We start from the raw sequence: 23,994 nt of genomic DNA, 5'->3' as shown, positions 1-23,994 counted from the left end.
AGCCGATCAGATGCAGGCTTCACCCATCATCACAGTGCCTGGTCGTGATAGTCCTGACAGGCACTCAGGGTGTTTTCCATCAGGCTCGCTACCGTCATGGGGCCAACACCACCCGGAACCGGTGTGATGAAAGAGGCATGATTACGCGCCGTCTCGAACTCCACATCCCCCACAAGAGAGCCGTCAGCCAGACGATTGATGCCCACGTCGATCACCAGGGCACCCGGCTTGATCCACTCTCCCGGAATGAAGTTCGGCTTGCCCACGGCCACGACCAGCAAGTCGGCACGACGCACCTGCTGTTCCAGATCCTGAGTGAAGCGGTGGCAGGTGGTCGTGGTGCAACCAGCCAGCAGCAGCTCCAGCGTCATCGGGCGCCCCACTATGTTGGATGCACCGACCACAACAGCATGCAAACCATGAGTCTTGACGCCAGTGGTCTCTATCAGGGTCATGATGCCCTTGGGCGTACAGGGGCGCAGTGCCGGAATGCGCTGCGCCAGACGGCCCACGTTGTACGGGTGGAAGCCATCCACGTCCTTGTCGGGACGAATACGCTCCAGCACCTGAGTCGTATCACAATGGGCCGGCAGCGGCAGTTGCACCAGAATGCCGTCTACGTCCGCATCATCATTGAGCCGATCGATCAGGGCCAGCAGCTCTTCCTGACTCGCCGTCGCGCTCAGATCGTAAGAGCGGGAGATAAACCCCACCTCTTCACAGGCGCGGCGCTTGCTGCCGACATAGACCTGAGACGCCGGATCCACTCCGACTAGGATCACCGCCAGACCTGGCGCCCGTTTCCCTTGTGCCAACCGCTGTTGGACTTGCGCTGCGACCTGATTGCGAATCGTTTGCGCAACCTGTTTTCCATCAATGATTTTGGCAGACATCGTTCTTCACTCACCATGTGTTCAACTGCCGCGCATTGTCGCATTTTTTTGGCGCGGGTGTTAGCAGCGCTCGCTGGGCGGGCAATAAGTAGGCACTTGAATTTACTGGCGGAAAAATACGTTGACGCTGCCTTTCCCGCTTGGGTATGATGCCCGCCCGTTGCCCAGTACAGCCGCTATAGGTATGCTGGACAGGAAATTTTCGGTGATTAGCGCAGCCCGGTAGCGCATCTGGTTTGGGACCAGAGGGTCAAAGGTTCGAATCCTTTATCACCGACCAAGTTCATCGATGAGCCACCTTGGCTGATCGATACAGAGCGCCCTTAGCTCAGTCGGATAGAGCAACGGCCTTCTAAGCCGTGGGTCGCAGGTTCGAATCCTGCAGGGCGCACCATTAATGAATCCTCTCTCCCCGGGATGGATGGTATTAATGGATATTTTCAGTGGTGGCTGTAGCTCAGTTGGTAGAGTCCCGGATTGTGATTCCGGTTGTCGTGGGTTCGAGCCCCATCAGCCACCCCATTACCCCCTCGCCTGTTTATTCCTTTTCTCAGAATCATCTTTGCTACCCTGCTCGGTCACAAACACCTCAAAGTGCACGGCTTTACTGTCGGCGTCTTTCACGAAGCCGCTTGCACCGGCAGTGGCTATCTGATGTTCGCCCCAGTGACCAATGACCTCTCCGGCCTGCACCGCTATCGGATTATCACTTCGGTCAACAACGGGCGCATCCTCTTTGAATTCGACGGGGACACTCGGCTCGGCGGCCAGTCCCGCACCCATCTTGCTTTTTGCCAACCAACCAAGCGACCCTTTGCCTGCATTGGTCATCACCCGATTGGCGCTGTCTTTGACGGAGCCGCTGCCCGCCTTGAACACCTGCACTTTACGAAACTCGGTCGGGCCGCCACCGACGGTCACCATCTGTGACTCACCAGATACCACCACCTCACTGCCAGCAGGCAGCCCCAGGCTCCCCGCCGTGGTGTCAGCCGTTTGCCGTAACCAAGTGTTACCGGGGATGTTATGACGGGCCGGTTTGCCTTCTGGTGGGGTCATCCACTTCGGCTTTTGCGGATATTCCTGCTGCAACTGGCTTTGTGCGATATAGAACGGGCTGTTCGGTTCATCGACGTAGTGCACCAGGAAGTAATTGTGGACCTCATCTCTGTGGTTTCGCAGATTGCTCGGGGTTTGCTGGAGCAACTTCACCTCAGCCCCCGTTTTCGCATGCACAGGGTTATTGCCCGACAGTCGGCGTGTCAGCTTGAGGGGATCCCCCCCCGCCACCGGTTCATAGGTGGACACGCCTGTCCCCTTGACGGTCACTCGCGCCGCCTCTGGGCTGTTGTAAGTGTTCTCACACGCTATGTGCATGTAGAGGCAGTAAAAGGTCAGACGGTTCTTGTTTTGCTCACCCGCCTCGTAGTGATGGCGTAACAGACAAAACGACGGGGAGGTATACAAGTCAATGCCTTCCCCCTGTTTTCCTGCTTCGGGGCTGCGGGTCGCCTTGGCGGGTTCGGTCGCCAGCCGGTAGGCCACGATTTCCCCATCCGCAATGGCGTGTACAGCGCCGCTCGGGTGCCAGCCCCCTTTCTCATTGAGGTGGATGCCGCCGTGCCAGATGCGGTTGCGACCAATCAAGAAGGTGCCGCTCTTAAGGCTGTTGAGCTTCTCGATAAACGCATCAAGGGATGACAGCTGGGGGACTGCCTCCCCCAGCTGTCATCCCTGATCTTGAAAAGCGACTGTGGTGATAACGGGCCAAACAACGCCTTGCTCAGAAAGGTGGGTATCCTAGAATTTCTTTATGTCGCTAATCATTAACAATTAATTCAGCGAGATCAGCAGCCATGGCGTGATCACCATCACGCCACAGACCAGACATTCGGAAAGAAAACCTTAACCCAAAAATATCCCCCTTGTTGCCTTGGGGAATACTATTTTTGTCAATTTATCTTGAATTCCTCAAATATGCCTGTATCGACATTAAATGTTTCGCTATGGTTCTCATCACAAAGTTGAGAGAAAACATTTTTTTTATATTCATTACGTTCCTTTCTGTCAACCTTTAGTCCCATTTTTTCTGACTCTAAAGTATGGTCATTAAAATTACCTTGATAGAAAAATGAATATCTGAACAATCCAGAATAAAATGTTAAAGCAACAGAGCGTTTAATTCCACCCTCACCACACATTTTATTTTTCTCATCTGGGCCACCAATAACACCACACGAACCATCAATTTTAAAAAAAATCCCCTCTGGGCTCATTGCCTCTTCAGGATATATTAATTCTATCTTTTTAGGTGTACCGTATCTATATTGAACCAATGTCATATCTTTGTTTTTATCGCCCACAGGGACACCGCAAAATGAAACTATTTTTTTATTTTTAAGTGTACACGACGCATATACTTGCTCTTGGCTGCTACACAGAGAGCCTAAGATATAATCGCCCGCATAAGAATGCGATGAGAAAATGAAAAGGGGGATTAATATATATTTATTGATCATGGAGAACCTCCTCATTCCATAAGCGCCAAAAGTTATTTTTTCTTTTTTGTCTGGAATCTGTATTAAGATTTATGATGTTAGTAATTCTATCCACTGCTGCATCGCTTGCTTCATTTGCATAATCAAAGCATTTTGCGCGTGAATCTGGATTTGCATTACTACTATTGCTTATCCAAAACCATGCTGCTGACCTTGTAGCAAACTTCATTTTGGATAGTATTTCAAAATCATCAACAGCATTAATTATATCATTAGGCCATTTCGACTGATTGTTTTGATGCCAGTAATTAAAACTTGTATAGTTACTTTTTCCTGTGACTTGCTTCAGGCCTCTTCCTCTATAGTTCCACCCATCATTAGAGCTATAGGAGCCATTACCCAGTTCAGCTCTATTACCATATATTGTATTGACAATGGCAATTTGATCATCAATGGTAACATCGTTGCCATCGCTTTTAATATATCTACGTGGTCTTTCTGTTTTTGTAACATATCCATGGACATCTGCATAAAGACGCCCATCTGGATAGCGACGAGTTCTACCCCCCCGAAAAGATTTTATAGCACTAACACTCCAAACCCCTCCTTCAATAACATTCAAGTCCGGCCCTGTTTCCTGTAAGATTTGTGCAAAAAAATGGGTTCTCTTTAACGGGGTGTCAAGCTGGTAAAATTCAATATGTTCATTCAGTTCATCAGCTATTCCTTGTAACTCATTATCCTTACTATTGTTGCTCTGGAAATTGGAGTATATACGTTTCATTACATCGAGAGTAAATGTAAAGCCACGTTTTTTTCTTCCCACCAACCCCATCATCCCCGCAGGATGAATAAACCAAGGCTTGGTATCACCCAATATCGCGCTGGCATCTTCCATCCACGCCATATTATTGTGTACCTGCTTTGCGTACTCATAGAGCTTCGGCTGGTCAGCTAACTCCTGCTCTAAACGCGGCCACTCGCCTGGCTTTACCCATTCGCTTTTGTGCTTGATAAAAAAACTGCGCAATTTACCCGCCAACTCCTCCTCGGCCAGCGCGGCCTTGATATCGTTGCCGCTCAGGGTGCCATCGTTGTCCCTGTCTGTCACCAGTTTGTCATAGAGGGTGCTGAAAAATTCGCTCGCCTCTTTCTGCTGGGACTCTTCACTGTCAGTGGCCGTATCGGCCTTGTCCAAAAAGCCATCTTCATCACTGCTGCCATCGACCAGCTTGACGCCCAGCTTGTGCCAGTCATGCTGGCTGACCACTTCGACACCATCGGCCAGCAATACAAACTCGCCCGCCAGCTCCCCGTCAGCCGCCGTCCGTTCACGCACCTTCACAAAGTTGTTGGCACCGTGACTGACTTTATCGGACTCTTTCACGGCCAACGGTAAGACCAGTGGCCCAAATTTGGCAACATCGTGAAAACCATGCTGGCTATCGCTGGTGAGACGATAGGTGGTGACCTCTTGGTTCAATAGCAGGTAGCCTTGGCCACCGCTTACCCGCGCCTTGTTATTGATACAATCTTCAAGCGCCTGCTTGTCGCTGTCTGCAACAAACACCTCAAAGTGCACGGCTTTACTGTCGGCGTCTTTCACGAAGCCGCTTGCACCGGCAGTGGCTATCTGATGTTCGCCCCAGTGACCAATGACCTCTCCGGCCTGCACCGCTATCGGATTATCACTTCGGTCAACAACGGGCGCATCCTCTTTGAATTCGACGGGGACACTCGGCTCGGCGGCCAGTCCCGCACCCATCTTGCTTTTTGCCAACCAACCAAGCGACCCTTTGCCTGCATTGGTCATCACCCGATTGGCGCTGTCTTTGACGGAGCCGCTGCCCGCCTTGAACACCTGCACTTTACGAAACTCGGTCGGGCCGCCACCGACGGTCACCATCTGTGACTCACCAGATACCACCACCTCACTGCCAGCAGGCAGCCCCAGGCTCCCCGCCGTGGTGTCAGCCGTTTGCCGTAACCAAGTGTTACCGGGGATGTTATGACGGGCCGGTTTGCCTTCTGGTGGGGTCATCCACTTCGGCTTTTGCGGATATTCCTGCTGCAACTGGCTTTGTGCGATATAGAACGGGCTGTTCGGTTCATCGACGTAGTGCACCAGGAAGTAATTGTGGACCTCATCTCTGTGGTTTCGCAGATTGCTCGGGGTTTGCTGGAGCAACTTCACCTCAGCCCCCGTTTTCGCATGCACAGGGTTATTGCCCGACAGTCGGCGTGTCAGCTTGAGGGGATCCCCCCCCGCCACCGGTTCATAGGTGGACACGCCTGTCCCCTTGACGGTCACTCGCGCCGCCTCTGGGCTGTTGTAAGTGTTCTCACACGCTATGTGCATGTAGAGGCAGTAAAAGGTCAGACGGTTCTTGTTTTGCTCACCCGCCTCGTAGTGATGGCGTAACAGACAAAACGACGGGGAGGTATACAAGTCAATGCCTTCCCCCTGTTTTCCTGCTTCGGGGCTGCGGGTCGCCTTGGCGGGTTCGGTCGCCAGCCGGTAGGCCACGATTTCCCCATCCGCAATGGCGTGTACAGCGCCGCTCGGGTGCCAGCCCCCTTTCTCACTGAGGTGGATGCCGCCGTGCCAGATGCGGTTGCGACCAATCAAGAAGGTGCCGCTCTTGAGACTGTTGATCTTCTCGATAAAGGCATCGAGGGATGGAACCTCGCTAGGGCCGTTCTCACCTTCCAGCTGCATGGGATAGACGATTTTCATCTTTGCTATTCAATCCTGTGTTATTCGTCGAACATCAAGCGGAGGGCTGATAATCGCTATCTGGCTCCAGCGCCTTGAGCAACGCCTCCATCGCCTTCTCGGTGGCGATCGCTTTGACCAGCTCAACCAGCTCGGGAGCCTTGACCACTTCTACCCCCTTAGGCACCACGGGAGCCTTGCCACCCCAGCCGGAGCCTGATCCTGCGCTGCCGCCTGCGTTGAGCTTGATGGCGGGGCCAACCAGCTTGATGCCGCTCGGGTCAACCTTCACAAAGCTGCCGCCCCCCTTGAGGGTGATCTCGGAGCCCGCCTCCAGTACCAGCTTGTCGCCCACCTTGATATGCACTTCCTGACCGGCTTCCACCAGCAGCGACTGGCCCAGCTTCTGATGCAGGGAGGCATCGACGGTCAGCGAATAGTCTGCCTTGATATGGTCCCGCTTCTCCCCCTCCACCGTCAGGTGGTCGTTGGCCTTGATGCGAGTCACCCGCTCGTTGTCGATGTCGGTGTGCTGGTCGTGCTTGATGTGCCAGGCGGCATCGTTTTCGATGAGCACGTTCAGGTCTTTCTGACCGTGGATATAAATCTCTTCCTGACCAGCCTGGTCTTCAAAGCGCAGCTCGTTGAAGCCTTCACCTTGGTGGGTTTCGGTGCGCAGCACAGTACGGGTCTTGTTGGCCGGCAACTCGTAGGGTGGTCGGTTGGTGGCATGGAAGGTGCGGCCGGTGACAATGGGCTGGTCCGGGTCCCCTTCCAGAAATGAGACGATAACTTCGTGGCCGATGCGCGGAATGGCCATCATGCCGTACTGGCCACCCGCCCAGCCCTGACTCACCCGCACCCAGCAGGAGCTCTGGTCGTTGGAACTGCCATATCTGTCCCAGGGGAATTGCAGTTTCACCCGGCCGTGTTCGTCGCAGTAAATCTCCTCCCCCTCGGGGCCCACCACGATGGCAATCTGCGGACCGTCCACCATGGGCTTGTGCGGCGCTTGTGGGCTGCCAATACGGGCACGCCAGGTGGTCGCAGCTTTGACCACCCCAAACTCGTTGTGGTAGACGGTCGGGCCGCTACCCCCCTCCTCTTCCAGCGCCTGTGGCTGCAAGCCGGTGTGGCTGATGCGCACGATTTGCCAGTCGGTGTTGAGGCTGCCGTTCGGGTGCTCGGTCAGCGAGAAAAACTGCCCCGGCAGCAGGGCTGCACTATTGGATTTGCCGCTGCCCGCCACTGCGTCATTGCGCAGCGCATCGAGCCTGTGCTGGGCAAACGCTTTGCCGCTCGGGTCCTGCTTGTAGCGACCGGGAAAATCAAAGTGCTGGTAAGTATCGCGCTGGTGCTCCAGCTCGCTGCCCTGTTTCTTGTGGGAGAGTCCGTAGGCCGGGGTCTTGAAGCTGTAGTCCTTGAGCTCCACATCGCTGGGCCGTACCGCTTCCCGGTAGTGGAACTGGCGCACATATGGCCCTTGTTCCAAGGAGCGGTTGCCCAGGTTGAAGAAGAGCTCGGGGCCGGCTGTTAATGCAGCCGCGTCGTCGGCAAACACGATGCGGTGTTTGCCCGCATCGAATTCATGGAAATAGAAGAGCCCCTCTTCGGCGGCGAGCCGGTTGACGAACGCAAGGTCGGTCTCGCGATACTGAACGCAGTATTCCCGCTTGGCGTGCTCGTTTTTCAGCGCAAAGGCGTAGTCGGTAATGCCGTGCTCTTGCAGCAGGATGGACAGGATTTCATCAGGTTTCTGCGCCTGAAAGATACGGGAATTGTGACGAAGCGAAAGCCGCCACAACGCCGGCTGCACCATGAGCTGATAGCGGGTGCGGCGAAAACCGCTGTCCCCTTGCGCAAAGTCACTCACTACCCCGCACACCCGCCGCTGCAACTCGCCGTTGTACCACACCAGGAGCTCGCACGGCTGGTCCAGCACATCGGCAAAGTCGACATCCGGCTGGGGGCTGGCCAATTCCAACCGCAACTGGAACGGGCTGTTCAGCGCCTCTTCCAGCGCAAACTCGGCCACCACGAAAGTGCTCTCGGGCAGCGCCCCTACCTTGACGGTAAATTGTAATCCTGTGCTGTCTGCCATAACGCTGTTCCTTATCCTGCCTGTCCGCTGCCCGAGCCAATCACAACCCCACCGCAACCAATGGCGGTACCGGTCACGGCGATGGGCTTGCCGTTGACCAGAACGGTGCCGACGCCCCCCGAGATGCTGCGCGGATGGGGGGGATTATTGGGCTTGTCATGGGGCGCCAGCGGATCGCCCTGCCGGGCCACCGGTTTGCCATCGAGGAACACATCGGGGCTGGCGGCAATCACTGGGGATGGGTGAAAACCATCGTGGTCGGTGCCTATGTCACCGAGCAATGCAATAGAGGGACACATATGAACTCTCCGTATGGGCAAGGGAGCCGCCATTGGGGCTCCCGCCATGCCTCGTGCTCACCGTCGTGACCATGGGCTCAGATACACTTGGGGTGGCTACCCAGCAGCCTTTGTGCCATGACAAAGACGCCGATAATACTGTTTTAAATCAGTCCATTAGGTTCATGGACCTCAAGGCTGGCAGGGACGACTGCAATAGTTTGCGCAAGACAGTGTGATCGCCAGGCAAGAGATTGCGCTGACAGTCGAATACACCATAAGGCACGCGACTTGTTGCTCATTGCAGCATGATCAACTGCCTGCACTGCTCTGCTGCAACTGGTAGAGGCGGATATTGAGTGCTTTCAGGTCGTTCTCCAGACCTTTCAGCTCGGCTGCCGTGACGGGCTCCTGGGATGCCTTTCTCGCCTCCAGTTCGCTCAGGCGCAGACTGAACGGGATATCCTGCATCAGGTTTTTCTGCACCTCATAGAGCTGGGACTTGAGATAGGAGATGGTCACCGTCTTGCGCTGACGCTCCAGCTCCAGCAGCTGATCGAGCAAGGCGTCTACACCGGCGCGAGCATCCAGATAGGTCGGTACGCTGATCACATCCCCCTGCTGACCTGCCAACGCCGTCTGCCACTGCTTGTCCAGCGCCTTGACCGCCAGCGAGTCGGGATAGAGCATCTGCAGCGAGTTGCGCAGCCCTTCCCCATAGCGATACCAGTAGAGCGGCGAGGTCTGCTCAAGCCGTCCCAGCTGGGCTTGATAACGGGACACCAGCTCGCTTTCCATACCTTGCAGGGTCTGTTCGCCCAGTACGATGCGCGCCTGGCGGATATCGTCATAACTGAGAGCCCGTGGCAACTCGGCGGCCGGTTGCTGCAAGCGCTGGGCAGCCACGGCTTTCTCCTGCTGCAGATGCTGCCAACCCAGCCAGCTCATCACCGGCAGGGCGCAACTGAGCAAACCACAGCCAAACCAGAACCAGGCAGGGCGCTGCTTGCGGTGAGGTTCAATCTTGAGCACTGTGGGTTTGACCTGCCCCTTCTCGCGACCAATCAGTATGCTGCCCTGGGGCAGGTGTGGCGTGCTGGAAGAGGACGCTGAAGAAGAAGGGCTGTCGTGTTCCATGTCGGACTTGAAGAACACCATGGGCGGGATCTGCAGCTCCTCTTTGAGACCGGGCTCATCGGAGACGATGACGATCTCGGTCTCATCAAACAGATGGGTATACCCCTCGATGAAGTGCACCAGATTTTCGACCCGGGGAATGCGGCTCAAGCCCACGTTGTGCAGCTTCTCGCTGATAAGCTGCAACGCTCGCTCGCAGCGATAGACGAGGCGCTTGTCTTCGTGGCTGATCTGGTACTGGCGGATCACATCGCTGATGCGGGCAATGAACCAGTCCAGCATTTCGATACGGGCTCGCTCCTGATGCACAGGTGGCCAGAAGCTCTCCCACTGGGTCACGATCAGGTTGGCCAGAAACTCGCACCCTTCGGTAAAGCCATTCAGCCCTTGCAGGCGCGACCGCGCCAGGGTGAAGTAGATGGCGGTTTGCAAGTCCACCCCGTGCTTTTCGAAGATAAGGCTCGCGAGCCGATGGATCTTGAGCCAGTCCACCTCGGGGCGGGAGGCGTGGCTGAGTTTGTTGATCTCGCTGCGCAACGCCTCGTACTCCGGCAACATGCGAGGATCGCGCCCCACTTTCAGCGCCTGCTGACCTTGTTGATTCTGTGACATATCGGCTTCCAAAGCTTGAGGGGTCACACAGTACCCCCACTTTATCAATAGAGAGATTCAGGCAATCTGAACTGACTGAACAGGCCGCCAGTGAAGGGGTTTTGCGCGCTGTCGGTGTAGACGCGATAAGTCATGGAACCCTGATCCACCGGGAAGCGCACATCGAAGGTGGCTTCATTGACCTGGGTCAGCTCCCCCTTGTCCATCAGTCGGAACATGGCCCAGGGGCCGACGAAGCCTTCGCTGCGCGGTGAACGTTCCCTGGCTGCCGGCACCAGGGTGATCTTGCTCTCGGCACCGTCACGCATGGTGTTTGGCCACACCAACGGCACCTTGGTACGACGGCCATGGGCATACTCCAGCAACTGACCGTCCAGGTTCAGCACGCTGCGCCGCTTGTTGGCGGTGAGCTCTATGGGCTCGAGGGCGAACTGCACCTCCAGGTTGCCCTGCTGGGTGAAGAAGATCTGGCGGATACGAGCGGCTCTGTCCAGCTGCTTCACCAGCTCGGTCTGGATAGGCGAGCTGAACTCACCCTCCATCAGGCCGCTCTCCACCATGGGCTTGAGGTTGACCTGATAGAAGCTGTCCAGGGTGCCGTTCGGTGCGAAGAAGCGCTCCATCTCGGACAGCGGCACATCCTTGGTTGAGCCCGGATCAAACGGATAACGACCGGCCAGCTGACTGTTGAACGGTGCCAATACCTTGTCCTGCCACTCTCGATTAAGGGACGACATGGCCAAGTCGATCACCAGACGAGAGCTCTGCTCGGAGAGCTGCCCCACCCAGCGATCCAGCGGGGCCGGCAGACTGCGTGCATATTGCTGCAGGGCGAACACGGGATCGGCGTACTTGTTGGTCAGACGCAGCTGCACCGCCTTGAGGGCGGACTGGCCCGGCTCGGTGGCGTTGACGATGAGTTCCAGATAGTGCTGCAGCTCCACCAGCTTCTGATTGACCTCCTGGATAAGCGGCCCCTGCTCGCCACGACCGCCAAGGGCGGCATTGGTCGCCATGAAGGGACGGCCGATGCGGGCCGTGATGGCCTGCGCCGGATCCCCTTCCACATCCGATATCTTGCGGATCCGGGTGTTGTCATCCAACGAAGCCAGTACCCGCTGGAAAGGCTGATCGTTGCCGGTAATGGCAGAGAGCACGTCCAGTGCCTGCTCCGGGCTTTCAAGGGTCTGCACGTCCAGATTGGTCAGCAATTTCTGCCACTGGTTGACGTAATCGGTGACATAACGGTCGTTGACCTGACGACCGATCTCCTTGCGATCGGCCTCGCTCAATTGACTCAGCCTGCGCTGACCCAGCACCCAGGCATCCATGGCTGTGAGATCAATCAACGCCTTGTCCTGCTTGAGGAAGAAGTCGTTGAAACCGGGCCAGGTCAACAGGCGTGGCACTTGCCCTGCATTGTCACTGCGCAGGGCAAAGACGGTGTCAAAGGTTGGCCCCACTTCGTCACGTACATTGAGATCCGGCGGCAATACGTCATTCGCCTTCACCACCAGGTTCTGATAGACCCGCTGATACATGGGCAACTTGCCAAGCTCGCGCTGGGCGCCGTAGACAGGCTCCTTGAACGGTGCGAAGGCGATGATGGCGGCCTGATCACGGGCAGCCCTGGCACCATGCCAGTCGGTATGATCGAGGGCGTAATCCAGGTGCCCCATCAGCTGCTCCTGCACAGCGCCCTGCCCCGGGAAGGCGCGCTGCCAGCGGCTTGCCATGTACTGCTCCACCAGGTCCTTGTTGCGACCGGAGGCATCATCCAGCATCCGCATCACCCGCAGTATGGAGAGCTTCTCCTCACTGCCGGCAGGCGCCTGATTGAGATCCTCCAGCAGCCCCTGCATCTGGGCTGGCAAAAAGCGCTGACCCAGCAGTTGCAGATAGGAGCCTTCCACATGAGGACCGATTTCGTCCCCCTGATAGAGACCCAGATCCGCCACCAGCGGCGTGCGTTCGCGGTAGTTGCCAAAGGCGAGGGTCGCCTCGCGGATGAGGTTCAGACGCGGCAACTGACTCACACCGAAGGCATGCTCATCGACGACCTCGTTGGTCTCCATGAAGGCTTGTGCCTTGGTCAACACGTTGCGACCGGCCTCTTCGTTGACCCGATAGAAGTAGTGCCAACCGCCGATCAGCGCCGCCGAAAAGAGTGACAGGCAACCGAGGCCAATGGCCATGCGCCGACGACGATAGAGGGTATGCAGCCGGTTCTCCCCGGCCAGGTGGGCTTCAGGGAAAATGATGGAGGAGAACAACTTGCGCACGAAATAGGTATTGGACTCCCCGCGCAGGGCCGAGTGAATGGGCTCTGGCAGGTTGTAGCGGCGGGATGCCGCCTGGGCAAACGCATCGAACGGCACCCCTTGCTGATAGACGGAGCTGATATAGACGCCGCGCACCAGCAGTGGCTTGCTCTCCTCAATTTGCAGCGTCTCATCGAGCAGCGCAGTCACATAATCCTTCAGCCCCGCCAACTGACGCACGAACGAGAAAAGCGCGTTGCGCTGGGTGGCATCGAGTCGTGCCAGCATCAGCTCGGGCAGGTTCTGGTTGAGGTTGTCCACCCACTGATCCCAGAACAGGGCCAGATCCTGCTGCCAGGATTTTCCACGGCTGTCGGCCGGGTTGAACGTCACCCCCAGCACGGCCTCGCGGGCCTCCTTGTCGAGCTGCTCATACACCACATCGAAACCACGCAGCAGATCGAGCTTGGTAAAAGTGACATAGAGCGGCAACCGGGTATTCATGGTGGCCGACACCTCTTGCAGGCGAGAACGCATCAGCTGGGCATAAGCCTTGCGTTCGGCCACGCTGGCGCCGGAGAGCCAGGCCAGATCCACGGTCAGCACCAGACCGTTGAGGGGCTGGCGGCGGCGGTGTTCGGAAAGCCAGTTCAACAGGTGCAGCCAGAGCCGCTCATGCTTGCGCGCCAGCGGATCGAGTTCCGGCTCGGATTGAGACAAGAGCTCACCAGCGGGATCCAGCATCACTGCCTGCTCCCCCAGCCAGCAATCGATCAGCTGATCCTGCGCCACGTCCCTGAGCTCGGTATCGAGTCTGGGGTTGAGCTTGTTGGCCGGATTGGCTCTGTGGATCAGGCTGCTCTTGCCGCTGCCGGGCAGACCCAGCACCAGATACCAGGGCATGGCGTAGAGCGCCCCCTTGCCCAGGTGTTCGCCAAGGGCCTGCAACCAGCGATTGAGAAACAACGCCTGCTTGTCGATGAGCCCTTTCACAGGATCCTGCACCAGCACGGTTTCATGCTGACGCTCGGCCTTGAGTTGCTGCATCTTGCGCCACACCCGCCAGGAGAGTATCCCCAGCATCAGCCAGAGCCAGAGCAGGGTGAATACCACCCGCCCCCACAGCGGCTCGAACGGTTTGGCGCCGCGGATCTCGAGGCGAGGACCCAGCCACCACACCAGAATGAGGGCAAGTCCCCAGAGCACCACGCCGAGCAGGGGCCAGGAGGGTTTCAATTTCGGCAGCTGTTGCCGCAGAAAAGTAAAGATGGTTTTGAACATAAAATGTGATCCAACTCCGACTCAATGACTCATTTCGGCACTTATTTCGACAACGGGGCCGCATGGCTTTCCAGGCGACTGACCAGCCCGGGCTCCCATTGCGCCAATCCCAGGCGACTTGCCTCTTGCCACAAGTGTTGATAGTGCTGGCTAGCCAGCGAATTCATGCCTTCCTGCGCCAACAGCTCCGCCTGCACCAACTGGGCATGGAAGCGGGCTCTTGGCTCTTTCAACTGCGCCATCCTTTCATCGAGCAGGGTGAGGGCCGCAGCCACCCCCAGCTCCCCATGACGCAGGGCAACCTCTTCGGCCAGACTGGACTCCCCATCCCCACCTGCACCACCCACCTTGGCGGGCTGCAACCAGCGGCTGCACTCGGGTGACAGGAAGGGACTGCCATCGCTGAAGGTGAGATCCCGCAGCGCCGGCAGACGCTGCAAGAAACCATCCAGCTCCTGCGCTATGGCCTGGGCAACGGTGCCAAACCCCAGCTTATGGGCCACTTCGGCCGAGAGCCGATGCCCCTCGAACCAGTAGGGCGCCAGGGTCAGGCTCTGTTCGATCCGCTGCCAGAGCGCCAGATCCGGCGCGGACCGCTCCAGTGTGGCCAGAGCGGCGCGGTACTCATCCACCATGTCCACCGACATGGGGGCCAGCTGGGTTTTATTGCCCTGAGCCGTCATGGGTGGCGTGGTGATCCCGGCCCAGATGGCGTGGCGACGCAGACGATAGCCCACCGCCGCTTCCGGCTGGCGCTCGATAAGCAACTCGGCCACCTTGAGCTGGGTCTGGCGCCAGGCACGATCGTTGGAGCTGTCAATCTCGACCCCGGAGCCCTTGCTGCTGCCACTGAGCACCATGGTTCCCGACATGCCGCTCGCACTGGCGGTGGCAGCAACAGTGCTGCTTGAAGGTTGGCCACCGGCATCTGCCTGGGCCTGGGCAACCTGCTGGCGCTGAGCCCGTTTCAGCCCCATCAACAAGGGATCGAGCAGCTCCCCCTTGTCCGGGCACTGGGCCAGCCAGCAAGCCTCCAGCTGCTCGGCCTGGGCCAGCAGCTGGGCCAGTTCAGCCGGCGAGGCGCTCTCGCTCACTCGCGGTAAAGCCCCTTCAAAGCGTTTGACGATCTGCACCATCAGCCGCTGTTTCTGGCTGGTATTACCGGGCCAGGCTTGCAGCCAGTAGGCCCGGATCCAGGACTCCAGCAAGCTGAGCGCAGCCCCCAGAGGGGTCGCCTTGGCCGGATGTTGCAGGCAGCGCAGCAGCTGGGCCAGCACCCGCATGTCCTTGGTACGGCTCTCCAGCAAGCCAAGGCAGGCTTCGGCCACCGCATTGAGATCCACCTGGCTGTGGGCCAGGGATCCCAGCTTGACCAGCTCGGTCTCCACGTAATCCCAGCGCGGCTCGTCGGCCAGCACGGCACCTTTGATCTGCTCTTCCGGCAAACTGGTGAGCAAACGGGCACACCAGGGGTGTTGATAGCTCATGGCGCCCCCTACCAGCGACACTGTTGGCGCAGGGGCTGCAGCGCCTCTTTCAAACCGCTGAGATCGACCCGGAACAAGGCGCCGTTGTCGGCCTTCACCTGCAGCTCGCGGTGACCTATCCAGCGCTTGAGCTCCTCGATGGCGGGCAAGCCACGGCCATATTCCAGCAGCAGGCCCTGATCCCGGATAAACCAGCTCTGGGCGTTGCGGCTGGGCTGGCCATCCAGTTCAATCTGTACCCGCTCACCAACCCAGGGGGCATCAAGCCTTAACCGGATATGGGTAATGCTGTCGACACAGCCTATGGCCAGGGTCGCCCCGCGCAAGGCTGGGCGAGTGAGGGTTTCGCTGCCACGCCCCGCATCGCTTTGCAGCAGGAAGGGAGCACTCTCTGGCATGCGGGCCTGCTCCTGTTCCCAGATGGCCTGCCAGGCGGCAGACTTGGAGGCACCGCCCTCGCTCGTCTGGGCGAGGCCATTGCCGATGGCGTCATAGCAGGCCAGCCGGATCAGCGGCGATGGCTCGCGGCGACACGCCTGCAAACTGGCCATGTCTTGTGGGGGTAATGCGCTGCCGGTCGCCAGCAACAGGGGCAAAAGGCCAAGGGCACTCATCAGTTCACCTCCAGTTTCTGGCACTTGTGATCCAGGGTGCGCTTGGGAATATTCAGGCTCTCGGCCACCAGCATGCGATTGCCCTGGAAGTAGCGTAGACGCGCCTCGATGACGGAAGCCTCGTACTGCTGCATGGCCCGGCGCAGATCCCGGATGTGGTTGTAATCATCCATGGAGCCGGGCAACTCGACGCAGACTCGCTCGCGCAGCTCGGGGGGCAGCGCCTCCAGTACCACCTCTTCCCCGTGACGGGTGTGGGCGCAGGCGACCTCCAGCAGATTGCGCAGCTCGCGCACATTGCCGGGAAAGTCATAACTTTGCAGTTGCTTCAAGAACTTGCGCTGCAGCCCCGCCAGGGTCTTTCCATCCTGGTCGGCAAACTGGGCCATGAAGTGCTGGCACAGCAGGGGGATGTCATCCATGTGCTCCCGCAGGGGGGCGATGAGCAGCAGACACTGGCAGAGGCGGTGATAGAGATCGGCCCGGAACTGCCCCTCCTCCACATGGCGGGTGAGCGGCTGATGGGTCGCGGCGATGAGGCGAAAATCGGAGTGGCACTCCTGCTCTGCCCCGAGCGGCCGATAGCTGCGAGTCTCAAGCACCCGCAGCAGCTTGGCCTGCATGGCGGCGGGCATGTCGCCGACTTCATCCAGAAACAGGGTGCCGCCGTTGGCCTGGGCCACCAGCCCTGTCTTGTTGGACAGCGCGCCGGAGAAGGCCCCCTTCTGGTAACCGAACAGCTCGCTCTCGATGAGGTTCTCCGGAATGGCGGCGCAGTTGATGGCCACAAAAGGCTTGGCGGCGCGATCCGAGCACTGGTGCACCAGCCGGGCGACCACCTCCTTGCCACTGCCTGTCTCCCCCTGAATAAGCACGGTCAGCTTGTGCCGGCCCGCCAGGCTTATCTGCTCGCGCAGCCCGCGGATCACCGCCGACTGGCCGATCAACTGATCGCCCAGCAACTTCTCATGCTGGCGCTGGCGCTCTCCCTCCCCCTTCATCTGGCGCAAGGAGTCGCGCAGCACGCTCTGATCCCGGCGGCTAAGCCCCAGATCGCGGATAAGGGTGAGCTGGTTGCAAAACACCTGTGACAACTGAACCAGCTCGGGGCGGGCCGCCCACTCTTGCAGCACATCGCCGCTGTCCATCATGGCCAGCACGGCAAACGGCTTGCCGTTGCCATCATTGAGGGGAAAGGCATGCAGGCCGCACTGCTGGCCCAGATTGGCAAGCAAGGTACGAAACGCGGCGTGTTCAATGCGGGCGCCACCGTGCAGGGAGTCCCAGGTGCGGGACTGCGCCTTGTGCAGCACATAGGCGAGCGGATGGGAAAAGTCATCCACAGCCAGCGCCAGCGACACCGCCTGCCCCTTGACCCAACCGCTGCATTCGAGCTGACGGCCGCTCACGTCCAGCATGCCCAGCAGTATCCCTTTGGGCTGGAAGCTGGCATTGAGGGTCGAGGTCCACCAGTGGCACAGGTGCTGCTCATCGCGCTGCTGGGTCAAGGCGAGGGCAAATGCGAGGGCTTGTTCCATGTTCAGCCCTCCACCTCGGCCACGAACTGGCGCTCGCTCACAGAGAAACGCACCCGCTTGATGGGCTCACCGGCCGAGAGACGCTGCAGCAGTTGCAGGGAGACTGGCGGCAGCAGGGCACCGTCGATGACGGATTCCAGCATGCGGGCCCCGTTCTCGCTGCGATTGGCGCGGCGCAGTATCTCCTCCGCCACCTCGTCCTCCAGCACTACCTCGGCACCGAAACGCTCCTTGAGCAGCTTGACCAGTCGGTTGAGTTTGCCACCCACGATCTGCACTAGCGTGTCGTGACCCAGCGGCAGATAGGGGATCACTTCCATCCGTGCCAGCAGGGCCGGCTTGAAGAAGGCGGCCAGCTCCGGATACAGCGCATTGAGCAGCTCGTCGGGCTGCTCGGCGTAATCGACTATGGTCTGGAAGCCGAGGTTGGAGGTGAGGAAGAAGACCACGTTCTTGCAGTCGATGATGCGCCCTTCCCCGTCGGCCAGTTCGCCCTTGTCGAACGCCTGATAGAAGAGGTTGAGCACGTCCGGATGGGCCTTCTCCACCTCGTCCAGCAGCACCACCGAATAGGGTTTCTGACGAATGGCTTCGGTCAGCACGCCCCCTTCGCCAAAGCCGACATAGCCGGGCGGCGAACCAATGAGGCGGGAGACTGTGTGCTTCTCCTGATACTCGGACATGTTGATGGTGGTCAGATACTGGCGACCGCCAAACATCAGCTCGGCAATCTGCAGCACGGTTTCAGTCTTGCCGACCCCGCTCGGTCCCACCAGCAGGAAGGCCCCCAGCGGTCGGCCCGGGCGGCGCAAGTCGGCGCGAGCCGTGAGCAGGTGTTTGTGCAGGTGGGCCACCGCCACATCCTGCCCCTTGATAAGCTCGCCGAGGTACTCCGGCAGACGGGTCACCACATCCAGCTCACCCTGGGATATGCGATTGAGGGGCACTCCGGTCCACTCGGCGATCACCGCCGCCACCTGGGTTTTGTCGACATGGGCCGAGACCAGCACCTCACCCTGTTGCAGCTCGGCCAGCTCGCGCTCAAGCCCGGACAGCTGCTCGGCGGCCGCTTGCGGATCCAGAGGCGCATCAGCGAGATCCAGCGCCTCTCTGGTCAGCATCTCATCCTGCTGATCAGCGAGCAGGGCGGCGCGCAGTTCAACGATCTGATGTACCAGCCCTTGTTGTTGTTGCCACTTGGCTTCCTGCTCGCGCAGGGCATCACGGCTGGTCTGCTGGGCAGACTGCAGCTCGGCCAGTCGCTCTGTGTTGTCACCCAGCCCGATCAGGCTCTGGCGCTCCAGCTGGCGGATCTCCAGCTCACGCTGACGCAATGCGTTTTGCAGATGGCTGACGGCACGCGGCGGCGTAGTCAGGTTGATGGCCACCCGGGCACAGGCGGTATCGAGCACGTCGATCGCCTTGTCCGGCAACTGGCGACCTGAAATATAACGGGCGGAAAGCTGGGCAGCGGCTTGCAGCGCCTCTTCGTCGATCAGCACACCATGGGCCTTCTCGTAGATGCTGCGCAGGCCGCGCAGTATCACGGTAGCCTCATCAGCATTGGGCTCGCCCACCTTCACCAGCTGGAAGCGGCGCGAGAGGGCGGCATCTTTCTCCACGTATTTCTTGTACTCACCCCAGGTGGTGGCGGCTATGGTGCGCAGCTCGCCCCGGGCCAGCGCCGGCTTGATGAGGTTGGAGACATCCAGCCCACCGGCCTGATTGCCGGCACCGATCAGGGTGTGGGCCTCATCGATAAAGAGGATGACAGGACGCACCGCCTCCTTGACCTCCTGCATTACCCCCTTGAAGCGCTTCTCAAACTCCCCCTTGACCGACGCACCGGCCTGCATGGCACCAAGGTCGAGCGTCATCAGCTCCACCTCGCGCAATTTTTCAGGCACCTGATCCGCCACGATGCGCAGCGCCAATCCCTCTATGAGTGCGCTCTTGCCGACCCCGGCCTCCCCCACGACTATGGGGTTGTTCTTGCGGCGCCGCGACAGGATGTCGATCATGAGATCGATTTCGTGATCCCGACACAAAACAGGGTCCAGACGGCCCTGGCGTGCCTGCTCGGTCACGTTGATGGTAAAGCGGGCCAGCAGGCTGGCATCAGCTGGCAGGGCGGCCTGAGTTGAGGTGCCGTTTGTAGAAACAGTAACTTGGGTCTCGGCGGACTCTTTCACCCACTCGTCAAACTGCTGGCGCAGCAGCTCGCGGTTGACGTTAGCCAAGAGGCGCGTCACAGAGCCTGGCAGGTAACGCTGGGGGGTCATCAAGAGCACCAGCAGCATGACGCCGCTGCGCAATTGGGCGTGCTGCAGCTCGGCGGAAGCCAGCAGCCAGCTGTCTTGCAACCACTCCACCAGGAGCGGCGAGAAGGAGGGATAACCCTGGACATAACCACTGTCTGCACCGGCAGGCTGGAGCAGGGTTTTGAGCTCGTCGACCCCGACATCGGCCCGCTTGAGGATCTGGCGCACATCACTGAGTGGTGTCTCCAGCATCTTGAGCAGCAGGTGCTCGATGCGGATCTCGGCCCCCTGATGGTTGACGCAGAGGGCCGCAGCCTCCTCCAGCATATGACGACAGATGGGGTTGAGTCTTTCCACCAGTACGGGTAGCTCTATACGAATCAAGGCGTGCTCTCCTCAGAATAATTATTTTAATAATTCGCCCAGTTGACGCAGTACGTCCTGGGTCTGGTTATTGAGTTGGTGATGATAGAGGCCAAAGATGATGGCCAGGATCAGCGTGCCCCCCATGAACAGGCTGCGCAGGGAAATCTGCTTGCGCAGTCTGTAACGGGAAGCCTGACGACCGAGGTCGAGGTGAAAGACGCTGGGGGCTTCACCGCTTGTCTCGGGGGCCAGCTGCTTGTGCAACTGTTTGACGATACGCTCGAACTCGTCCCGCCCCTTGTTCATCACCTTGTAGCGCCCCTCGAAACCGAGACACAGGCACAGATAGATGAACTCCAGGATGTCGCGATAACGCACCGGGTCTTCCTGCAGGCGGGCGAGCAGCACGAATACCTTCTCCCCGCCCCAGGTCTCGTTGTGAAAACGCGTCAGCAAGGAGTGTTCCGACCATTCGCTCTGGCTACCCCAGTCGCGACCCATTACGGCCTCGTCAATGAAGGTGCAGAGGATGTAGCGAAACGACAGCACCACACCGTTCTCGTAGCCCTGTGCCATCAGCTCCTGCTCTATGGCCTGGATCTCGGTCACCACCCGCTGGTACAGCTCGGGCACCCGGTCGTAGCGCGACAGCAGGCGCACCCGCTGCACCAGCCCCAGCAAGGGGGTCACCGCATCTATCATGGGGTTGATGCTCTGGCCGCGCAGGCGGAACCAGTAGTCCGAGTCCATGTCCAGCTGCTCGGCATGATCGAACAGCAGATCGCTGAGTTGCTCGTTCTTGATAATGTCCGTGGTCATCTCTGCTTGTTTCCTTGATGCGATCACTGGCTGCGAATGGCCCAGAGCTGCATGTCGAGCTCGGGGAAATCACCGGCAATGTGGAAGGCGAGCGTGTTGCTGACCGCCAGCATCTGCCAGGCCGGGCTTTGCCGATCGAGCTGGAAGTAGCTGTAACCGGCGTGATAGGGCAGCTGGCGCGGCGCCACCGGCAGCGGCAACAACGGAATGCCGGGCAGCTGCAGGCTGATGAGCTCGCGGATCTTTTCGCTCGACGCCACCTTGGTCTGCTGCAGCAGTTGCTTGCGCAGCTGCTCCTGCGGCATGCGGGCACGCACCGCCAGCACGAAGTCGGCGCTTTGCATCAGCTCGCTCTCGTTGACCATGGCCACCATGACGCCGTACTGGTGCTTGCGCAGCTGGATGGAGACGGCACGTGGCGACAGCACTGTGCTCAGTGCCTGACGCAGGGCCAGCATCACAGGCTCGAAACTCACCTGCTGATCGTCGTGACGATAGGCGGCAAACTCGGGCGGCAGACGGGATTCATCGGTGAAAGTCATCAGCTCGCCACAGATCTGCACCAGGGCCTCGTGTAACCGTTCCGGATGCAGGGTGCCAAGACGCGCCAGATGGGAAAGCTGGGGCTGAGCGCGGTTGAGCAGTTGCAACATCATGAACTCGGCCACATCGGCGACCCCCTGCTGACCGGGGGTGGCGATACGCTGGGAGAGGCTGCGAGCCCGCTCGGCCACCAGCCCGGCCGACTCGCCGAGGAAGCGCTTGAGGGTCGGGATGGCGGAGACGCTGATGCTGCAGGGCATGAAGTTGGGATCCAGCACCAGACCACCGTCCGGACGCTTGTCCAGAATGCGGGCGATGGCGAGCGAGGCATAGGCGCTGCGGTCTTCGCGCTCCAGCATCAGCCGCAGGCTGACTCGCCCCACTTCCAGGGAGACAACATCTCCCCCTTCGCTGTGCAGATCGCGCACATCGTGGCGATGGGCCTGCAAGCGGGTGGCGACCTGGCCGCCCTGATTGACTTCGTTGACCCCGTTCACCGAGAGCGGCAATGCCAGGTAAACCTTCTGGTTGGCGACCGAGGCATCGGTAATTTCCAGGGGCGCTGGCAGCACATCGTCATTGGGAATATTGAAGACGGTGCCATCGGGCAGTATGCCGGTGGCACCTACCAGGGCGATACGGCCAAACCCCAGGTAGTCCTCGTTGATGGCCAGCGACTGCAAGCCATAGAAATAGTCGCTGAGCGCACTCAGTCTGGCGTGCAGCGCATACTCTGAATGTCTTTGTTGTTGCTGGAAGTGCTGGGGCTTGATGAAGAGCCCCTCACGCCAGATAACCCGATTTCGACTCGACATGATTATTCTTCTTCTTTTTGCAGTTCTACTTCATCCAGACGCAGATGAACCAGGATTTGATAGGCTCGTCCCATGCTCTTCACCTTGATGACCTTGCGCCACTCGGCGCTGTCAGGATCGGCATAACGGGCGATCACGCCGATGTAGCGGGTCTTCTCATCGAGCTTGATGGGCGGCAGATACTTGAACTGGCCTGGCAGCAGTGTGTAGTCCTGATGATCCAGGTAGTTCTTGCCAAGAGCCTTCTCCACATCCTCGGTCACCTGGTCGTAATCGGTGGCGAGCAGCTTGGAGTCTTCGGCCAGCAACACCACCTGGAACTCGATGGGTGCCGCCTCCCCGCTCTCGTTGGGATTGACATCCCGCTCGGCCAGCAGGCTCAGCCCCAGGGTGGTGGCTTGTTCATCATTGCTGCCCACCTGGATGTCCGGATCCATCATCACATCGGCCATCTTGCCCATGGTGGTACAGCCTGCCAGGGCCAGCAGACAGGCCCCCAGCATCAGCGCACGTATCATCAAATCAGTCCCTGTTGCTGACGCACGGCCTGGTCGTATGCCTGGGCATAGACCTGATGGAACAGCTTGTCGAACCCCTGCTGACGGGCAGAAGTGAGCTCGCGGTAGTAGTGCTGGTACATGTTCCAGGCCCAGCCTTCGTCGGCTACACCGGGGGCGCCGGTACGACGGTAGTGCTCGAAACGGCCAATCAGTGCCTCTGGCGAGAAGGCTTGCAATATGCTGTCCAGCGCCGCGCCAATGGCCTGCTGGTTCGCCACATGATGAATGCGCACATTGCGCAGGCTCTCGGCCACGGCCGCAGGCGCGGTCAGGTGCACCGGACTCTTCTGCTCGGCAAACATCACCGCCAGGGTCTCGTCATAGTCGAGGCCAAGGCGCAGCGGGTTGTCTTCGATGGGACGCAGGTGCTTGTCTGCCAGCGCCGCCTGATCGGTTTGCAACTGCAGCAGTCCTTCCACCATGGCGCGCACCGTTTTGCCCATCTCTTCGAGCATGTCGTGAGCCTGCTGGGTATCCTGCAACTGCAGGGACTGACCCAGGCCGCGCATCAATGGGGTCAGCGCCACGTGGTCCACCCCCTCCAGCGGAGGGTGGTAATCGGGGTGATTCTCTATGGTGGGCATATCCAGAAATTCTTGGTTCATGGTGTTCTCGACAGCAGAAAAAGGGGCGAGGGATACGGCATCCATATCCGGTTGTGAACGCAGTGGTGACGGCTGGCGGGGATCCACCAGCGGGGTCAGCACCGAGCGTTCATGTTGCAGTGCCAGCAAGGGGTCGACGGCGAGGGCGCGTGGATCCTCCATGGCTTGACCGGTATCCTCCCCGGCAAGCCACTCATCAAGCTGCTCGGAGGGCCGGTTGCCCAGCACCTGGTGCAGGTTCTGCTCGGGGGAGATGGCCCCCAGATAGGCGCGCATCCGGAACGGACCGACGATCAGTTCGTCACCCTGCTCAAGGTGTACCTTGCGGGCCCGCCCTATGGGCGAGGTCGCGCCGTTGATGTAGGTCTGACCGCTCAGATCGCACAGGCAGAAACGGCCATCGTTCAACTCGATCCGGGCGTGGGCTGGCATGACCGACCCCAATCTGTCACGCAGTTGCCAGTCGTCCTGCTCTGAGGCACCCAGAGTGCCCCCCATCTCGTCGAAGCGGTACTGCACCTGCTGGCTGCCATCGAGCTGTTCGCTGTTGAGCACCACCAGGGAAAGTTGCTGATTAAAATCGTCCACATTCACTCCTGCACTGATTCC

The 23,994-nt window shown here is 59.2% G+C and carries 16 protein-coding genes and 3 tRNA genes; 3 read left to right on the top strand and 16 right to left on the bottom strand.

The genetic code is table 11. From position 1 onward, the window contains the following. Positions 1–29: 29 nt before the first annotated feature. Positions 30–893, bottom strand: coding sequence for a bifunctional methylenetetrahydrofolate dehydrogenase/methenyltetrahydrofolate cyclohydrolase FolD (folD, locus tag AC1P02_RS14660; protein ID WP_485182541.1), 864 nt, complete (start codon positions 891–893; stop codon positions 30–32). Positions 894–1,096: 203 nt separating this feature from the next. Between folD and AC1P02_RS14655 the strand changes: the two genes are divergently transcribed. The 3 genes from AC1P02_RS14655 (at position 1,097) to AC1P02_RS14645 (ending at position 1,415) form a co-directional block, all read left to right on the top strand. Then, positions 1,097–1,173: transfer RNA gene (locus AC1P02_RS14655), tRNA-Pro, on the top strand. Positions 1,174–1,210: 37 nt separating this feature from the next. Continuing rightward, positions 1,211–1,287: transfer RNA gene (locus AC1P02_RS14650), tRNA-Arg, on the top strand. Positions 1,288–1,339: 52 nt separating this feature from the next. Beyond that, positions 1,340–1,415, top strand: a tRNA-His gene (locus AC1P02_RS14645). On the opposite strand, the gene AC1P02_RS14640 is transcribed toward AC1P02_RS14645, so the two are convergent. From AC1P02_RS14640 to tagH, 15 genes are all read right to left on the bottom strand, one after another. After that, on the bottom strand, positions 1,416–2,540 hold the full coding sequence (locus AC1P02_RS14640; RefSeq protein WP_485182540.1) for a hypothetical protein: 1,125 nt from the start codon (positions 2,538–2,540) through the stop codon (positions 1,416–1,418). It lies immediately after the preceding tRNA gene. 305 nt (positions 2,541–2,845) lie between these two features. Continuing rightward, positions 2,846–3,412, bottom strand: a complete 567-nt coding sequence (locus AC1P02_RS14635) for a hypothetical protein (RefSeq protein WP_485182539.1) — start codon at positions 3,410–3,412, stop codon at positions 2,846–2,848. Further along, positions 3,402–6,128 (bottom strand): glycoside hydrolase family 19 protein, encoded by a 2,727-nt coding sequence (locus AC1P02_RS14630; protein WP_485182538.1) that lies wholly within the window; start codon positions 6,126–6,128, stop codon positions 3,402–3,404. The genes AC1P02_RS14635 and AC1P02_RS14630 overlap by 11 nt, the downstream gene beginning before the upstream one ends. Before the next feature lie 34 nt (positions 6,129–6,162). Further along, positions 6,163–8,208 carry a type VI secretion system Vgr family protein gene (locus AC1P02_RS14625; protein ID WP_485182537.1) on the bottom strand — a complete coding sequence of 682 codons (2,046 nt, stop codon included), beginning with the start codon at positions 8,206–8,208 and terminating at the stop codon, positions 6,163–6,165. Positions 8,209–8,219: 11 nt separating this feature from the next. Next, positions 8,220–8,507, bottom strand: coding sequence for a type VI secretion system PAAR protein (locus AC1P02_RS14620; protein ID WP_111588344.1), 288 nt, complete (start codon positions 8,505–8,507; stop codon positions 8,220–8,222). A 291-nt stretch (positions 8,508–8,798) separates the two neighbouring features. Continuing rightward, entirely contained in the window at positions 8,799–10,235 is a 1,437-nt protein-coding gene (locus tag AC1P02_RS14615) for a VasL domain-containing protein (RefSeq protein WP_408134147.1), read from the bottom strand. A 44-nt stretch (positions 10,236–10,279) separates the two neighbouring features. Then, on the bottom strand, positions 10,280–13,777 hold the full coding sequence (tssM, locus tag AC1P02_RS14610; protein WP_485182536.1) for a type VI secretion system membrane subunit TssM: 3,498 nt from the start codon (positions 13,775–13,777) through the stop codon (positions 10,280–10,282). Between the two features lie 41 nt (positions 13,778–13,818). Next, complete coding sequence (tssA, locus tag AC1P02_RS14605) at positions 13,819–15,264, bottom strand: type VI secretion system protein TssA (RefSeq protein WP_265434592.1); 1,446 nt, start codon at positions 15,262–15,264, stop codon at positions 13,819–13,821. Between the two features lie 8 nt (positions 15,265–15,272). Beyond that, positions 15,273–15,878, bottom strand: coding sequence for a type VI secretion system-associated protein VasI (gene vasI, locus AC1P02_RS14600; protein WP_485182535.1), 606 nt, complete (start codon positions 15,876–15,878; stop codon positions 15,273–15,275). After that, entirely contained in the window at positions 15,878–17,416 is a 1,539-nt protein-coding gene (locus tag AC1P02_RS14595) for a sigma-54 interaction domain-containing protein (RefSeq protein WP_485182534.1), read from the bottom strand. The genes vasI and AC1P02_RS14595 overlap by 1 nt, the downstream gene beginning before the upstream one ends. Before the next feature lie 2 nt (positions 17,417–17,418). Then, positions 17,419–20,061 (bottom strand): type VI secretion system ATPase TssH, encoded by a 2,643-nt coding sequence (gene tssH, locus AC1P02_RS14590; protein ID WP_485182533.1) that lies wholly within the window; start codon positions 20,059–20,061, stop codon positions 17,419–17,421. A gap of 21 nt (positions 20,062–20,082) precedes the next feature. Continuing rightward, positions 20,083–20,862 carry a type IVB secretion system protein IcmH/DotU gene (icmH, locus tag AC1P02_RS14585; protein WP_201302828.1) on the bottom strand — a complete coding sequence of 260 codons (780 nt, stop codon included), beginning with the start codon at positions 20,860–20,862 and terminating at the stop codon, positions 20,083–20,085. A 23-nt stretch (positions 20,863–20,885) separates the two neighbouring features. Further along, a complete protein-coding gene (tssK, locus tag AC1P02_RS14580; protein ID WP_485182532.1) occupies positions 20,886–22,220 on the bottom strand; it encodes a type VI secretion system baseplate subunit TssK in 1,335 nt (444 codons plus the stop codon). 2 nt (positions 22,221–22,222) lie between these two features. Continuing rightward, positions 22,223–22,738 carry a type VI secretion system lipoprotein TssJ gene (tssJ, locus tag AC1P02_RS14575; protein WP_485182531.1) on the bottom strand — a complete coding sequence of 172 codons (516 nt, stop codon included), beginning with the start codon at positions 22,736–22,738 and terminating at the stop codon, positions 22,223–22,225. Further along, positions 22,738–23,973 (bottom strand): type VI secretion system-associated FHA domain protein TagH, encoded by a 1,236-nt coding sequence (tagH, locus tag AC1P02_RS14570; RefSeq protein WP_447831696.1) that lies wholly within the window; start codon positions 23,971–23,973, stop codon positions 22,738–22,740. The genes tssJ and tagH overlap by 1 nt, the downstream gene beginning before the upstream one ends. Positions 23,974–23,994 lie beyond the last annotated feature (21 nt).

The organism is Aeromonas sp. TS_SC_11, from assembly GCF_057318915.1.
This window is presented reverse-complemented; position numbering and strand designations above follow the sequence as displayed.